Raw genomic sequence first — 14,506 nt, 5'->3', positions numbered from 1 at the left:
CGAAGATAAAAAGAAATCGATGCCTCGAAAATGACCCGCGAACGGATGAAAATTCCTTTTGGTTGCGCGATCACCAGACGAAGACTTTCTCGGCCGGTGTGTTGGGTCATGCGGGCGTGGCCAATGACTTCGGCAGATTCGCGTGTGGCGATCGACGACCGATCCGGCCTGCTTCTAGACCAGCTCATCGGCTGCATCGTTAACTCCAGCGTAGATTTCCTCGAGGTCCGCCGACGTGACACAATACGGCGGCATAACATAGATCGTATTGCCAAGCGGGCGCAGCAGCAGATCTCGATCTCTAAAAAACGCCTGCAGTCTCGGCCCGATATTGGCGAGGTACCCCTCGTCGCACACCTTCAGCTCGAGTGCTGTGATAGTACCAGTTTGACGGACGTTCCCGAAGCGCGCGTCCGCGCGAAATGGTTCGATTTTCTGTTTCTGCATTGCAGCGACGGAGGCCACACGCTCGTAGGTCTCATGGTTACACCAGAGATCCAGGTTCGCCTTGGCAGCGGCACACGCCACCGGATTTGCCGTGTAGGAACTGGAATGGAAGAAGGTGCGGGTTCGGTCTTTCGAATAGTGTGCGTCGAAAATCTCCTCGCGGCAGAGCGTCACCGCAAGCGGAAGAGAGCCACCCGTGAGGCCCTTGGAATAGCAGGCAATGTCGGGCGTGACACCAGCCTGCTCGCAAGCGAATAATGTTCCAGTGCGCCCCCAGCCAGTCATGACCTCGTCGGCAATGAACAGGACGCCTGAGGCCTCACAGATCCGTTTCATTTCATTTAGGACCCAAGCAGGATACATAAGCATCCCGCCAGCCCCCAGGATCAGGGGCTCGACGATGAAGGCAGCCGGGTTTTCGTTGCGACACGCGACCTCGAGCGCGTCGAGCGTGGCCTGTTCATGACCCAGCGCCGGGAACGGCACTGAGGTAACCTCGAACAGCAGAGGTTCGTAGGCCGCATTGAACACACCACGCGCGCCGACCGACATCGTCCCCACCGTGTCGCCATGATAGGAATGCTGCATCACGACGATACGTGAGCGCGACCCGCCTATGTTGCGCCAATAGCCGAGCGCCAATTTCAGCGCGACCTCCACGCTGGTCGAGCCGCTGTCGGAGAAGAAGACGTAGTCGAGGCCACGGGGCGCAAGCTTCAGAAGCAGGGATGCAACCTCTTCGGCGGGTTCATGAGTGTGGCCCGCGAAGATGATCTGGTTGAGCTTTTCCGCCTGCTTTTGAATGGCGCTCACGATGTAAGGATGGCAATGGCCATGGGTCACTACCCACCAAGACGCGATCGCGTCGATGATGCGACGGTCATCCGCGGTGTAAAGATATGCGCCCTGGCCGCGCAAAACCTTTATCATCTCGCCTTGCAGCGCATGTTGGGTAAACGGATGCCAGATCCGCGACTTTGCTTTGCACATTATGAATCGAAATCACCCCCATGGAACGAGGCCTTAAAGGCCGCGCGAAGCGCGTTGGCCGTGAGTGGAACAAGGCACGGCAGCCGGCCCAGCTTCCGCACTTGTCCGATCCTGCAAATGGTGCTCTCGGTGTCGACGTTCTCTTCGCCGATGAACGCGATACCGCGAATTTCAATGTTGCGATTGTGCAAGGCCTCGAGCGAAAGCAGCGAATGATTGATGGTACCGAGGGCAGTGCGCGCGCAGAGAATGACTGGCAGCCGCCATCGTGCAAAGACGTCGATGTAGAGTTCGTTGCGATTGAGCGGTACCATCAGCCCGCCTGCCCCCTCGATCACGAGCGGGCGATCCCCGGTGTCCGGCACATCGAGTGAGGTGGCGTCGATATGAAGGCGATCGAGTTCTGCTGCGAGATGTGGTGACGCTGGCGTCTCAAGACGATACCGCTCTGGCACAATCCGATCGTCTGGAAGTTCAGCCAGTCGTTTAACGACCTGGGAATCGATCTCCCCTCGAAGACCAGCCTGGACAGGTTTCCAATAATAGGCATCAAGAAAATCGACGACTCCTGCGGAAAAGATCGTCTTGCCGACCTCAGTGTCGGTGCCGGTGACTACGAATCGCCGAGCCATCTTGCCTCGCTTCCGGTTTCTTCCATCAAAGCATCGAGCAACGCACGCACATCATCCTCTCGGACATTCAGCGTCAGGGAGATTCGCAGCCGATCTGTGCCCGCCGGCACAGTCGGTGGTCGGATTCCGCGAACGTCGGATCCGCGAGCCTGCAGCATCGATGCCAGTTTCATGGCGCGCGCGTTGTCGCCGTGAAGGCGACCAAGCGGTTGACCATGAAGTCGCGCAGCACCCGGCTCGCGGTGACGAGGGCACCGGCGGCGCCCAACGCCTTGCCGCACGGATGAACGACCACCAGGTTCTCGCGCCCTTCGTAGGGGGGCGGTCAGCCCCTTTCCCTGCTCACCATACACGCCAGTGGCATGAGCTTCGTCTACCAAAAGGAACGCATCATGCCTGTCGGCGATTGCGACAAGCTCCTTGAGCGGCGCGAAGTCGCCGTCCGTGCTGTACAGACTTTCAGCCACGATCCAGACGCGGCCCGTCCCACCTTTCACTCGCCAGTCGCGGATTGTGTTTTCGACCGACGTCGGGGCGTTGTGAGCGCTTTCGCGAAACTCGGCTCGTCCGGACCGTGCGCCTTCGTGAATGCTCGCGTGCACGAGCGAATCGAGTACCAGCAGATCGCCCCGTTGAGGCAACAGGATCGCAAAATTCGCCACATATCCGTCGCTGAAAAACAGCGCCGTCTCGGCTCCGAAAAGGTGCGCGGCCTCCAGTTCGAGACGTTCGTGCTCGTCGCAATTTCCGCGCAGGAGGCGTGACCCGCCGGCCCCGATTGGAGTGCCGGATTCCAGCGCTGCCGCCATAGCCTTCTTTATGCGCGGTGCACTCGCCAGTGCGAGATAGTAATTCGATCCAAAATCAATGCCCGAACGCGGCGCTAGGCGCCGCAGCCCGTCCTGCTCGTTCAGGGCCCGCAAGGCGGCGTGATAAGTGGCCACCTTGCCCGCGCGTGTTGAAGTCATCAATCAATCCCGCGTGTAGTAGGGGTGCTTGCGTAAATCATTTGGGCAGTCGCTATCGCGAAGCCCCGCTTCTTCCTGACATTCTTCAAGGGGTTCTCAAGGGCGGCGGACGCCGCTTTGGGCGTCAATTACTGTGAACGCTATCGTTGGCCGGCGCAGATTGCCTGTTGACCGGCCGCGCCTGGTCGAGGCTGGATTTGATGCCGAGCCGCTCGAGCAACTCCATGTCGCGCTCGCGCTGCGAGTTGCGCGTGGTTAGAAGCGCGTCGCCGATAAAGATCGAGTTAGCGCCGGCGAGAAAGCACAGCGTCTGCAATTCGTCGGTCATGTATTGCCGCCCGGCGGACAGCCGCACCACGCTTTGTGGCATCAGGATGCGTGCGACCGCGACGAGACGCGCGAGGGAGATTGGATCGGGGCGTTCCGCGATTTCCATGACCGGCACGCCCTTGACCTCGTTCCAGAGGTTGATCGGCACGCTATCCGGATGGCTCGGAAGATTTGCGAGCAGCACCAGCATGGCGATCCGGTCCACGACGCGCTCCCCCATGCCGATGATGCCGCCGCTGCAGACCTTGATGCCCGCCGCGCGCACCTCAGTGAGCGTGTCGATACGATCCTGCAAGATCCGCGTGGTGATGATCTGGCCATAGAATTCGGGCGAGGTATCGACGTTGTGGTTGTAGAAGTCGAGGCCGGCCTCACGCAAACGCTGCGCCTGAGGAGCGGTCACCATTCCGAGCGTCACGCAGGTTTCCATTCCGAGACCCTTCACCGCGCTGACCATCTCGCAGACATGGCCTAGGTCCCGGTCCTTCGGACTGCGCCACGCAGCCGCCATACAGAACCGCGCCGCGCCGGCCGCTTTCGCGCGCTCGGCGGCCGCGATCACATCCACCTTGTCCATCAGCCGCGTCGCTTTCAGCCCCGTGTCATAATGCGCGCTCTGCGAGCAATAACCGCAATCCTCTGGGCAGCCGCCAGTCTTGAGGCTGAGAAGGCTCGCGGTCTCCAAATGATTGGGATCAAAGCGGCGGCGGTGAACAGCCTGGGCGCGGAACATCAGGTCGGAGAACGGCGCGTTGTAGAGCGTCGTTGCCTCTCCAACGGTCCAGTCGTGGCGAACGGGTTCGATGTCGCAGCCATCCTCCGATTTTGTTTTCGCGCTTGGGGCTATCCGAGCCACGAGGCCTCCTTCGAACTATAGATAATCCCTATGATTATCTATCATATTTCATCTCGAGGTATGCTAGCTGACGTCTGGCCACCACGCACGATGTTTTATAGTAGATAATCTATGATGCCTTTGGGCGATAACGCGACAACTGCGCAACGCATTGCGCATTCGATCGCGCACCGCATTATCAGCGGCGCGCTACAACCAGACGCACCGCTGCGGCAGGACCATATCGCGCGCGAATTCAACTCGAGCCACGTCCCCGTGCGGGAAGCTTTTCGGCAACTGGAGGCACAACATCTCGTTGTTGCCGCCCCCCGCCGCGGCGTGCGCGTTGCATCGCTCGACGCGAAGTCGGTGAAGGAGATCGCCGAGATGCGCGCCGCGTTGGAAGTGGTCGCGCTGCGGAATGCCTCGCCGAAACTTACGTCGGCTCATCTGGCGCGGATTGAGCTGGCCCTGATCGAAGCAGACAATGCGGACACAATTCAGGAATTCGAGATCGCGAATCGCGCATTTCATCACGCCCTTGTGGCGCCCTGCGCAATGCCTCGATTGCTCGCCTGCCTCGATGGACTGCAACTCGCAAACTCGCGACTGGTGTTCGCGATGGCGCGCAGTGCCGGATGGTGTCCGCGCTCCAATCAGGATCACCGCTTGATTCTGCAAGCATTACGATCGCGCAATATCGATCAAGCCTGCGATCTGCTTGCGCGTCACATTCAAACCATTGAGCGCCTCGTCCTCCCGGCGTCATTATGAGGGACAACAATGCAATCGCAACCATGCGGCGTCCGTCGCTGGCACGATACCAAGATTGCCCTGCGATCAGCCTTCATCTCACACGAGCCAGAGCCAGCTATGATTCGCCACATCGTCCTATTCACAGCCAAAACAAGACCACATCGTCGAATCGCCGACGGACTCTCGGTTCTTACCCCCGTCCCACATGCACGACGGCTCGAGATCGCGCGCAACCGCAAAGGCCGATCAGCTCGGTAATGACATCGACTCGTTGCTTACGATGAATTCGAGAATGATTCTGAGATCGCCGCCCATAAGGGTGCACGATCGCTACAAAGAATCGATCGAACGGGTACGACCACTGCGAGAGCTTCGATTCGCGGCCTTGGCGGATGTCGGCTCGTAAGCCTGATGCACGTCCCCGAATTGCCCTGGATCGAGCCGGTCGCGGCGATGCGACGTCTCGCACATCAACCCCTCGACAGCGCAGCAAACACGAATTACTTGGACGGTTGTCATATCTGGCCTGCGATCCGTTCAGCAGCTACGAGGGCAAGACGATTGTACTGACTGGTATAAGCCATCCGGTGGAGCTCCGTCAGTTCCTCCAAGGGTCCGCGCACCGGCGAAAGACATCAATCTCCTCTAAGATCCGCAGCGAAGGCGCGCTGCGCTGCGCTTCGCTTGTTCGAACGCCTGTCTCATGGAAACAGTCGTCTGATGGCGAAGGGGCCTCCGAGTTCGCTCAGGTCAAACCTGAAGGCTAGTCTCTCGAGATGGCGACGGGCGCGTCGACCACGAGGATCTTGCCGTATCCAGGCTGTCCATGAGCAAGATGCCGTTTGGAAGCTGTAACTGGAGCGCATGGTATCGTTCCGGATCCGCGCGGCTCGATCACGAACTGGACCGCCAAGTAAGGCGAAAGCTTCGGGTGCCACGGATTCGACGACGCTGAGACGCCAAGCGCCTGTAGGAGAAGCGACCGAAACCTACGGAATCGCGGCTCGGACGAAGCCCGTGTCCAAAGATTGAATTTGCAACCTAAGTGAGCAAGATCTGCGCGGCTAAAGCTGCGTGATCTCCTCCGGTTCCGCCGGCTTCATGCGGAAGGCGGGACACTGAAGAACAGAAAGAAAATCGAGTGGAAACTGATCACCGACCTGCCCGTTCAGTCACGCAAGGACGCCGTTGAGAAGCTCGAATGGTATGCGCTGAGGTGGAAAATCGAGGTGTTCCACAAGATTCTCAAATCGGGCTGCGAGGAAGCGAAGAAGCTCTCCGGGAACGACCGAAACTGGCAGTTTTCAGCATATTGACTTGGGTTTATCTCGACGACTGCCAACGGAGAGCCTTCATGTACATATCACCCCACTTTCGAGACGACGACCCCGAGAACATTTGAGCGACAATCCGCTGCTCAGATGGGCCACTTGAAGGCGAACACGACGCGCTGTAATCCGCAATGGCACGGCCTCGATCGGAGAAGCTCTTGCGATCTGGCGCAGAGGCTTATGTGACGCCATCCTAGTATCCAGCAAGCGACAAGCTGAACATGTGGTGCCGACATGGAACTACATCGCGGTTCACGCCAATAGGCCGATTGAGTTCTTCGAGGATCCCAATCGCCTGCTCGAGATCGTGACGCGTCTGACGAATATCCATGAGACGTGACGCGCGACGCCTTGGGCCGTCAGCGATGCTCCCGCGGATTTCATCGCCGCTCAGTTGCGTGAAATCGTCGGCGCGCGCATCCCGATCACCATGGTCGAAGGCAAGCGCAAGATGAGCCAAAACCGCCCCGCGCCTGATCGCATTGGTATCGCTAAGGGCCTAGCGGCGAGCAAACTGGCGCGGGACCAAGGAAGTTGCAGCTCTTATCTTGGTTCAGGACTGAGACGACAATGTGCATGCCCCGCCAACCGCGACGCTCGACAGAGAGCGATCTTACATCTACAGCTCTCACAGGCTCCAGCGGGCGGGCCATCAATTACCTCGCGAAATTCACTTACGGAACGATCAGCTCCAAACTTACGCACTGTGTAGACGCTTGTACGTATTCTAACAGAGACGCAATGTCGCGTCAGGTCCAGTACAGCGCGCATAGTAAGTGTTGAGACTTTCGAACGCCCATTCGGCATTGTGGCTTTCCCAGCACCGCCTAGCATGGCATGGCTTAAAACAAATCGATTCAGAAACAGAGCCCACAAAAACAGCAATGCTCACACTCTCCAAACCATAGGAAGAACGGTGCTCCCGTTCAGCTCACTAACGTGCGGTACACCCCTTCCAGCTCTGTTCGGACATATCTACTACGACCACTCCAGACATGTAGACCAGCAAATTCCTAGTCTCGAACACATTACCGCGCGATGACGTGCCGAGGTTCACGCATGAAATCCGCCATTTTATTTCAACTGGAATGGCATACTCCTCGATCACGCAAATGCGATGTTGCAAACGGTCAATGCCATTTTGGGCGGGTTCAGCCGCGCAACGATCGATATGGATAGGTTTCGAGAGGAGTTTGAGCTCCCTTTCTCCATTCTTTTCCGCAATCCGGGTATGTCGAGAGATGAAATCGAGCTCGTGCATGGCAAGGATGGCGCCATTTTTCACGATACCTACGAATTCTTAGCGCGCAACGCTGCCTTACGCAAAGGCGTAAAGGGGCGTGAAATGTCTTGCTCGCCGCTGATCAGAGAGCCGTTCAAACCGTCATTGTCAGCAATCAATTGTTGAACTAGTTCGCGCACAAGCGCAACGACTTCGAATGAGACTCATGTCAGCGACATTTTGGCATTTGAGCCGCGCAACTAGCATGGGCAAGCAAGACCGGCTGCGCTTGTATATGCAGATCAATGATTATCCCAGAAAGAACTGTCATCGTGGGCGATATGCTAGTTGAGACGGAAATTGCCCGCAATCTCGGTCATATCAACGTATCAATCGTGGGAGAATTTGTTTTCGAAGCGCGCTTGAGCCCGGCAAGACCCAACTACATGATTCACGACCATCATGAAATATTAGCAATTTTACAGAAGCATTGCTTTTCTCAACACCATTGATGATCACAAAAACATAACTGAAGATCTGCCGTTGGCGCGCTCCTGCTCTCCGTTACGTCTTCACGATTCGACAATCGAAGGGTGAGGTCGTCGATCGAGTTCTTTCGCCACTCGGCCCAGCCATCGGCTCAGTTCGATGACTCGCGCCAAATACCGCGATTCGTTCAGTGCCCTTTGGCGAGTACATGTCGTCTTTCGCTTGGCACGATGCTTGCTGAAGATCATTCGCTCCAGGAGGCGAGGAAGAACTACAAAGGCTTGGAAAAGAAAGATGAACACAATGGCTTTGGTCGGTGGCGTCATTCCGAGCACCGATGTTGTGAAATGTGCAGCGCGCATCGGTGCCGAAGTCATAAATATCAAGCTATCAGGCGATCTACCGGATCAGGCTATCGCCGCGATCAACAACTTATTGCTTGAGCACAAAGTGATCTTCTTCCGCAATCAGGGGCATCTCAATGACGCCGAGCAGGAGCGCTTTGCCGCCCGTCTCGGAAAGCTAGTGCCACATCCGATGCTCGGTGCCACCAAGGGGACGGCGTCGCTCCTCGAACTGGACTCCACTCGCGGCGGCGGCCGCGCCGACGTTTGGCATGCGGATGGGACCTTCGCCGACGCCTATCCCAAGATTTTGGTCCTGCGGGCCGTTGTAATGCCACCGTTCGGAGGCGACACTGTGTGGTCGAACACGGCTGCCGCTTATCTTGATCTGCCGCCGCCGCTACAACGGCTTGCCGAGGGCCTATGGGCCGTTCATAGCAACGTTTTCGATTACGCCGGCATCGCGCGTGTCCGCGAGGTCGACAAGAAACACTTTGACGAGGTATTCACCAGAACGGTTTTTGAGACCGAGCATCCCGTCGTACGCGTTCACCCCGAAACAGGCGAGCGGACGCTAGTGCTCGGCGCTTTGGTGAAGCACTTTGTTGACGTCCCCAAATACGACGGACAAAAGCTGTTCGATCTGTTCCAGTCTCACGTCACCGCGCCCGAAAACACTGTGCGCTGGAACTGGTTGGAGGGCGATATTGCGATATGGGATAACCGCGCAACGCAGCATTACGCGGTCAACGATTACGGGGACCAGCATCGCGTCGTACGTAGGGCCACGATCGAGGGCGACGTGCCTGTCAGCGTCGATGGCCGGAGCAGTGTAACGCGCCTGAAGGTGACCGAATAACTGCACGTCGACGCCCAGCGCTCTCGCGTCTGAAAACCGAGAAAACCTGGTAATGGGAGTTGTTTCGGGCAGACGCGGGAACACACTTTCCGACACGATATCTCAGCTCTTAGCGCCAACTCGGCAGCGCCAGGTTGATGCATCGCGTCTATTTTAACGTCGACCAACGGCTTCGAGAAACCTTGAGCATTACTGTCCATCGCCAGCGTCCGGTACGTGGCCTTCACGTTTCAGTTTAGAAACTCCTCGATCCGTGGCCATAAAGCGCCCCAATATGGGGGCGATGAGTTTAGTCGGATCGACCACTTGACTACCTTGACGCGTAAGCGCTTCTGCATACGCAACGAGATCACGATGCACGGCCGCAGGCAGCTCCGTACTCACTTTGACAGGCTTGTCGTCTGGAAGCTCTCCTATTTTGAGTTTTGGCATGTTGTCACCCTACGGCGTAAGTATGAGGTCATGATTGACAAGAACACGAACCAGGAAGCCAGGTCGCACGGTCAGAGTAGGCTGGATGCTGAGACTGCGGCGAACGACCTGCTGCCCGGTCTGGTTTAGTGAGCCCGAGGCACCGTGTCGCAATGCCTGAGCCGGCCCCCAGTTCAGTTCCGATCGCCAGAAACGTCGATAGTGCCGCAGCTTTGAACAGCTCGCCCCAATGATTGTCGACCTGATCTTCGAGACCTGCATACCCGGCAGTATCAGCGCCAAGCTGCCGCGCGAGAACGATAGAACGTATATTCGGCTTGATCAGCCGTGTGCAGACGAGCAGGGCGACTGGCCGAAGGTGACCTGGCTATCGTAGATGCCGATCACGTGCGGTCGGTTCGGACTGGCTGATACGGCCGCTCCCGGGAGCGCCAACGTGCAGGCGCATCAGGTGAAGATTGTACGGAGGGGTCTCAGCGCCGGTTTGCGGGTCGATGCGGCGGGCGACATTAGGAGCGCGCTCCCAGATCGGTACACCTCTGCCGGCCATCCGGCGCGCCTCGAGCCATTTGGCCGTCCGCGCTCGATAAGTCTCGGCGACGCTTCTCCGCTCTGCACGTCCTTTGCCATCCGTCGCTCACAACGGGCTTCACGGGCATCGAGCTCCGTTCGTGCCTCCGAGACATCCGGCGCAAAGACATCGAGGTATTTGAGCGACCAGCGCAGCATGGCGCCGATGATCGGTTCGGGAATACGCGCCGTAGCATTCCCGACCGGTGCCGGCGGCCGCTTGGCAACATGGTGAGCCGCACGCCCACGCCACGGCAGAAAGCGAATGCCGCCTTCCGTCAGCTATGGCGACAGATGATGCAGATCGATGGGGAGACGTCGACGTACTTCACTGTCTCGTGTGGGCGTTCGCCGGCCACCATTGCGATCTTCAGCCCAGCGATCGGCGGCCGCGTCGACCAGCTCCTGCGCCTCGGCAAACTGTCGAGATAGATGTAGGTACTGGTCACGCTGGCGTGGCCTAACAGGTGCTGGAGCTTCTGCAGCGGATCCCCAAGGATCCGGCGGTAGGCTGCGCCATGCCGATCCTGCGGATCGAACAGATCCCGATTTTCTCACGGATCAGCATGGAGAGCATGTTGACGGCGAAGGTGTGCCGCAGCGTGTGCGGCGTCACGTTGACGTCGATGCCGAAACGGCGGCAGCGCGCGCATCCATTAAAATGAATGGCATACCGTCGATCAGCCCGGCGCGCTCGGCGACGTCGAGCGCGCCGGGCGCGGTACTCACTGCAAGACCATCAATGGAAGAAGGAAGAAGGAAGAAGGAAGTGGACGCGACAGCGCGTCAAGGTTCGTAAAGTACAACTGCACGCACATACCTAAGCGGAGCGCCGTCGGCGCACCCTTTCTGTTTCGGATGAGGGATTCCCCTCGCGCTCTCCCGCTCGCCGCGTGGCAGGGTTGCAGGGTTGCAGGGTTGCAGGGTTGCAGGGTTGCAGGGTTGCAGGACTTCGCCTGCCCCCCTTTGATTAGCGTGTGGTGGCGCCGCCGCGTCAAGCGTTGTCCTCGCTACGTTGCGGGAACGCTTGACTCGGACGTCTGAAGAGCTTCACCGCAACACAGGTGACGCCGCTCCATGCTTGATTCTGGGACAGGATCACACTGTTAGGATAAGGCGCGATTGGCGATCAGGCCATGTTGCAGGTTGACGCGTGCGAGTGCCGCGGGAAGTTGTCGGAGGTAGGCAGCCGGAGCGCCAACTTGGCTCGCAAGCTGGCCAAAACTCCAGTGGGTCAGCGCGACCGGCGTGTCCGAGCCGGGCAGCATCAGGGCCAAGCGCTCGGGGTCGGCACGGTTTGCTTCTACATGGATGAGCGCGCTGTCGACCACGCGCGTCCGGCTGCGGTCCGTGCGATCACGCACCGTGCGGGCCAATTCGTCGAGCGACAGATAGCGCTCATCGGCCGGACGGGAAAACCACTCCGAGGATACCCGACCGACGCGCTCGCCGCGGCTCACATCCACCCTGTAACCGCCGCTGACATCTCGGCGGACATCAAGAACCTGCATATTCATGGGCGCAATGTCCATGACGGGCGCCGGAGGGCTCTCCTCCGGCCCTCAACTCGTCATGGCCAACGCCGCGCCACTCTTCCTCACCTGCATCGTCCATGGCCGACGCCCGCGAATTTGCTCCCGCCACAGCTTGCGTCAGGGATGAAAGCCCGAAGGGTGAAAACCCGGCAGACCGCCGGGGTTTCAGCGAAGCCGACAGCCCGGTCCCGATAGGGAGACGCCCTACAGAAGTTGTCAGGTCCTGCCGCGCTTGTACCAAGCTCTCCTCATCAGCGCGACGAGCACCATCAGGATCATGAGTTCTGATTCCGTTCGATCGATGAGATGAAGGACCCTGCTCGGGATCACGACTGCTAGTGCGGGCGCATCGAAATCCACGCAAAAAGGCAATCCCTACTCGATCGTCGCTGCAGGACCGGCTCAGCGGCTCTTCAGTGACCGATCATACTTGGCGAGCCTATCGCCTCACCGGCGGGGCTTTGCAAAGAGCATCGCGACCGATCTGTGTAAGGCGGTCAGGTCTTATTTCTCCTGTGCTCGCAGCTTCCAGAATTGTCGAGGCAACATGGGTGCGAGCACCGGTATCGTACCGGGAAAGATTCTTGCAGACGTTGTCGAGGACCACCCGTAGGAGCGCGGTGGTGGGGGCATCTAACATTTGGAAGATCTCCCTCGTTTTCTAGCAGATAATGCAATGTAGCTTTCGCGTGACGAGCGCCACGTAGAAACTACCCAAAGTCGAAAACTCGAGAGGTCACCATGGTAGAAGAAGCTGACAAAAACGCAACAAGCAGATGTCTGTTTGACGCATTCCCGCTGTTTTGAATTGAATTAAAGAGCGACGCGCGACTGCGCGTGACGCAGATGAGGCCGCATCTCGATCGGTCCTGCGTCTCGTCCGACGCACCTGAGGTGACTGCATCGCGCGGCTTGCTCGAACGGGGGCTCGTCCGATCGGCGGAAGTCCAACGTCTCTCAACCCTGCACCGCAGGTCCATTTGTATGAGCAGGACTCAGACTAATGTCTCCATCACGCTTGACCATCGGACATCAGCGCGATTGCGCTCTCTGTCGCGCGAACGCGTAGACCGGATTGATGCCGCAATAGGCGTAGGTGCCGGATGCAGTGGCCATGCACTGATCATAGGTCGAGAACTGGCAATTGCCCGGATATCCCCAGGTACGTCCCTGCAAGCAATAAACGTCCTGCCGAGCCGGGGGGATATACGAACGACCCCGCGGAGCGGCGGTCGAGGGCGATCCAAAACCGATGACGATGGGAAGTGCAAGCACACCGATGAACAGAAGGTTGCGCATGAGACCTCTAGCCTCCGTTAAGTCTTGCAGAAGGATAGCGGATCCGGATTTGATGTCTTGATCTTTGTCAATGGCAAATGGCGGGTCGCCGTCCGTGGGCCGATTGCCTTCGAAGAAGCTCGGGTGGGACGGAGCTCCGAGTTCAGAGCAGCAATCCTGCTGCTTGTCGAAAGGAACGCATCTTTCCAGCGTCACGAGGTACATGTGCGGCGGAAAGCGCTAACGGGGCTTGAGAACTCTCGCGCTCCGGAAGGAATCGATTCGGGGTGGCCCTAAGTCTACGGAGAGCTTAGCAAGGCCGAAACGCGGAAAATTCCCGGGCCTTTAGGTTTGCCGTCGAGCGTGTATTGCTTGAGCTGCACGACTTAAGGGACTTGGCGGAGCTCATGAACCGTTCAGCGAGCTCTTCTGGGTGATCGGCCTGATCCGGCGCAGCAGTGACTCGGCATATTCCTCGCGCTCGCGCGTAAAGCGCTCTTGATGCGCTTTGAAACTCTCGACCCGCTTCCTGATCTCATCGCGTTCGCTGCCGCCATGGTCGGGCACGCTGAGGCCAGCGAGCTCGACGATTTCCTTCTGCTGAGGCCGCGGCAGCTCGATCTCGACCTTCAGCGATTTAGCGAACGCCGTCGTTTCAGCGACGAGCGCATCGAGTTCGCTCTTCCAGTCATGCATTGACGTCCCCCCCCCGCACGACTCGGCCACGCGGGACGAGCCAGTTCATCACCAACCAGGCTGCGACAATGGCGCAGACGCCAACTGCCAGATAGGGCAGCCCAACCCACCGCTTCTCCTTGAAAAAAGCCGCCGACAATACCGCCGACGGCCCTCCGGGTTCAAAATGCTCATCGTGAAAAAATGCAATCCAGCCCCGGTGGCATGATCCTAGACCCAAAACGCATCGTTTCCAAGTTTTCCCGATCAGGAAGCTTAACGCAGGTTGTGCCGGCCCCGTTGGAACCGTGGCGCGGCCGGCGTCCAGAGGAACCACCGCGCCCTCTTTCAAACAATGTGCACGGCCCAGACCTGTCTCGGACGGCTTGCATCAAGGCGTGTAATGGTCTTGTCTCGACGCGGTCAGTCGTATTACGGCGACTGCAACGGGTGTTGGCCAAAATTAGGAAGCCGGTGACGCCCGACCATACATCGTGAACTAAATTTTTGAGTTAGTGAGCGTTCGAAATGACAGATTGTGTGATTGTCCGGGCCTCCGGCAGGCAATTGGATCACTTGCGCGAAGAGGCATCGCGCATTGCACGACAAAGCAAAATCGACTGGTCGATTGAGCGAGGTGCCGAAGGAGCGCATTTTTGCTTCGAGGATGCCGAGGCGAAAAAAGCTTTCGTCACGATCTGCGAGGGCTTTGCTATCCCGCACAGAGAGGCTTAGCAACCGAGATCGCGTGCAATAGGTCGGTAAGGCCAGAATCTGCGCCGGCCGCACAGCGAATCCGTCGTGATCGCAGAA

12 protein-coding genes and 3 pseudogenes are annotated in these 14,506 nt (G+C 58.4%); 5 read left to right on the top strand and 10 right to left on the bottom strand.

Features of this window, described 5'->3' with window-relative positions; translation table 11 throughout:
- Window positions 1–174: 174 nt before the first annotated feature.
- From XI08_RS08475 to bioB, 4 genes and pseudogenes are all read right to left on the bottom strand, one after another.
- Window positions 175–1,437 carry an adenosylmethionine--8-amino-7-oxononanoate transaminase gene (locus XI08_RS08475; protein ID WP_271574098.1) on the bottom strand — a complete coding sequence of 421 codons (1,263 nt, stop codon included), beginning with the start codon at window positions 1,435–1,437 and terminating at the stop codon, window positions 175–177.
- Window positions 1,437–2,069, bottom strand: a complete 633-nt coding sequence (gene bioD / locus XI08_RS08470) for a dethiobiotin synthase (RefSeq protein ID WP_271574097.1) — start codon at window positions 2,067–2,069, stop codon at window positions 1,437–1,439. The genes XI08_RS08475 and bioD overlap by 1 nt, the downstream gene beginning before the upstream one ends.
- Window positions 2,051–3,037 (bottom strand): annotated as a pseudogene (locus XI08_RS08465) (8-amino-7-oxononanoate synthase). Before XI08_RS08465 ends, bioD begins: the two are co-directional and overlap by 19 nt.
- A 124-nt stretch (window positions 3,038–3,161) precedes the next feature.
- Window positions 3,162–4,214, bottom strand: coding sequence for a biotin synthase BioB (gene bioB / locus XI08_RS08460; RefSeq protein ID WP_271574133.1), 1,053 nt, complete (start codon window positions 4,212–4,214; stop codon window positions 3,162–3,164).
- A gap of 123 nt (window positions 4,215–4,337) precedes the next feature.
- Between bioB and XI08_RS08455 the strand changes: the two genes are divergently transcribed.
- The 4 genes from XI08_RS08455 to XI08_RS08440 all read left to right on the top strand — a co-directional run bounded on the left by XI08_RS08455 (window position 4,338) and on the right by XI08_RS08440 (window position 9,203).
- Window positions 4,338–4,976, top strand: a complete 639-nt coding sequence (locus XI08_RS08455; RefSeq protein ID WP_442869593.1) for a GntR family transcriptional regulator — start codon at window positions 4,338–4,340, stop codon at window positions 4,974–4,976.
- Between the two features lie 1,536 nt (window positions 4,977–6,512).
- Window positions 6,513–6,629, top strand: coding sequence for an FMN-binding negative transcriptional regulator (locus XI08_RS08450; protein WP_333924387.1), 117 nt, complete (start codon window positions 6,513–6,515; stop codon window positions 6,627–6,629).
- Between the two features lie 777 nt (window positions 6,630–7,406).
- Complete coding sequence (locus XI08_RS08445) at window positions 7,407–7,697, top strand: hypothetical protein (RefSeq protein WP_202633122.1); 291 nt, start codon at window positions 7,407–7,409, stop codon at window positions 7,695–7,697.
- 597 nt (window positions 7,698–8,294) lie between these two features.
- Window positions 8,295–9,203 (top strand): TauD/TfdA dioxygenase family protein, encoded by a 909-nt coding sequence (locus XI08_RS08440; RefSeq protein WP_271574096.1) that lies wholly within the window; start codon window positions 8,295–8,297, stop codon window positions 9,201–9,203.
- 189 nt (window positions 9,204–9,392) lie between these two features.
- Here XI08_RS08440 and XI08_RS08435 read toward each other — a convergent pair whose 3' ends face one another.
- Both XI08_RS08435 and XI08_RS08430 read right to left on the bottom strand, forming a co-directional pair.
- Window positions 9,393–9,635 (bottom strand): DUF2274 domain-containing protein, encoded by a 243-nt coding sequence (locus XI08_RS08435; protein WP_271567530.1) that lies wholly within the window; start codon window positions 9,633–9,635, stop codon window positions 9,393–9,395.
- A 9-nt stretch (window positions 9,636–9,644) separates the two neighbouring features.
- A pseudogene (locus XI08_RS08430) lies at window positions 9,645–10,022 on the bottom strand (TrbI/VirB10 family protein); the annotation flags it as partial.
- A 650-nt stretch (window positions 10,023–10,672) separates the two neighbouring features.
- Here XI08_RS08430 and XI08_RS08425 point away from each other — a divergent pair.
- The gene (locus XI08_RS08425) at window positions 10,673–10,870 is read left to right on the top strand and encodes a hypothetical protein (protein WP_271574095.1); all 198 of its coding nucleotides are present in this window, start codon (window positions 10,673–10,675) and stop codon (window positions 10,868–10,870) included.
- Window positions 10,871–11,320: 450 nt separating this feature from the next.
- Here XI08_RS08425 and XI08_RS08420 read toward each other — a convergent pair.
- From XI08_RS08420 to XI08_RS08400, 4 genes and pseudogenes are all read right to left on the bottom strand, one after another.
- Window positions 11,321–11,722: pseudogene (locus XI08_RS08420) on the bottom strand (DUF932 domain-containing protein); the annotation flags it as partial.
- Window positions 11,723–12,772: 1,050 nt separating this feature from the next.
- Complete coding sequence (locus tag XI08_RS08410; RefSeq protein WP_097670021.1) at window positions 12,773–13,039, bottom strand: DUF3551 domain-containing protein; 267 nt, start codon at window positions 13,037–13,039, stop codon at window positions 12,773–12,775.
- 384 nt (window positions 13,040–13,423) lie between these two features.
- Complete coding sequence (locus XI08_RS08405) at window positions 13,424–13,714, bottom strand: hypothetical protein (RefSeq protein WP_271567534.1); 291 nt, start codon at window positions 13,712–13,714, stop codon at window positions 13,424–13,426.
- 411 nt (window positions 13,715–14,125) lie between these two features.
- A partial coding sequence (locus tag XI08_RS08400; protein WP_271574094.1) for a hypothetical protein occupies window positions 14,126–14,506 on the bottom strand: 381 nt, incomplete at its 5' end.

The sequence above is a fragment of the Bradyrhizobium sp. CCBAU 11361 genome (assembly GCF_028128935.1).
Taxonomy (GTDB): domain Bacteria; phylum Pseudomonadota; class Alphaproteobacteria; order Rhizobiales; family Xanthobacteraceae; genus Bradyrhizobium; species Bradyrhizobium niftali.
The sequence above is the reverse complement of the archived record's forward strand: the minus strand, read 5'-3'. Positions and strand labels throughout refer to the sequence as shown.

Coding starts and splice junctions, on each gene's coding strand:
- XI08_RS08475 (WP_271574098.1), bottom strand. CDS start 1,437: ATGTGCAAAGCAAAGTCGCGGATCTGGCATCCGTTTACCCAACATGCG.
- XI08_RS08410 (WP_097670021.1), bottom strand. CDS start 13,039: ATGCGCAACCTTCTGTTCATCGGTGTGCTTGCACTTCCCATCGTCATC.
- XI08_RS08455 (WP_442869593.1), top strand. CDS start 4,338: ATGCCTTTGGGCGATAACGCGACAACTGCGCAACGCATTGCGCATTCG.
- XI08_RS08445 (WP_202633122.1), top strand. CDS start 7,407: ATGTTGCAAACGGTCAATGCCATTTTGGGCGGGTTCAGCCGCGCAACG.
- XI08_RS08405 (WP_271567534.1), bottom strand. CDS start 13,714: ATGCATGACTGGAAGAGCGAACTCGATGCGCTCGTCGCTGAAACGACG.
- bioD (WP_271574097.1), bottom strand. CDS start 2,069: ATGGCTCGGCGATTCGTAGTCACCGGCACCGACACTGAGGTCGGCAAG.
- XI08_RS08440 (WP_271574096.1), top strand. CDS start 8,295: ATGAACACAATGGCTTTGGTCGGTGGCGTCATTCCGAGCACCGATGTT.
- XI08_RS08435 (WP_271567530.1), bottom strand. CDS start 9,635: ATGCCAAAACTCAAAATAGGAGAGCTTCCAGACGACAAGCCTGTCAAA.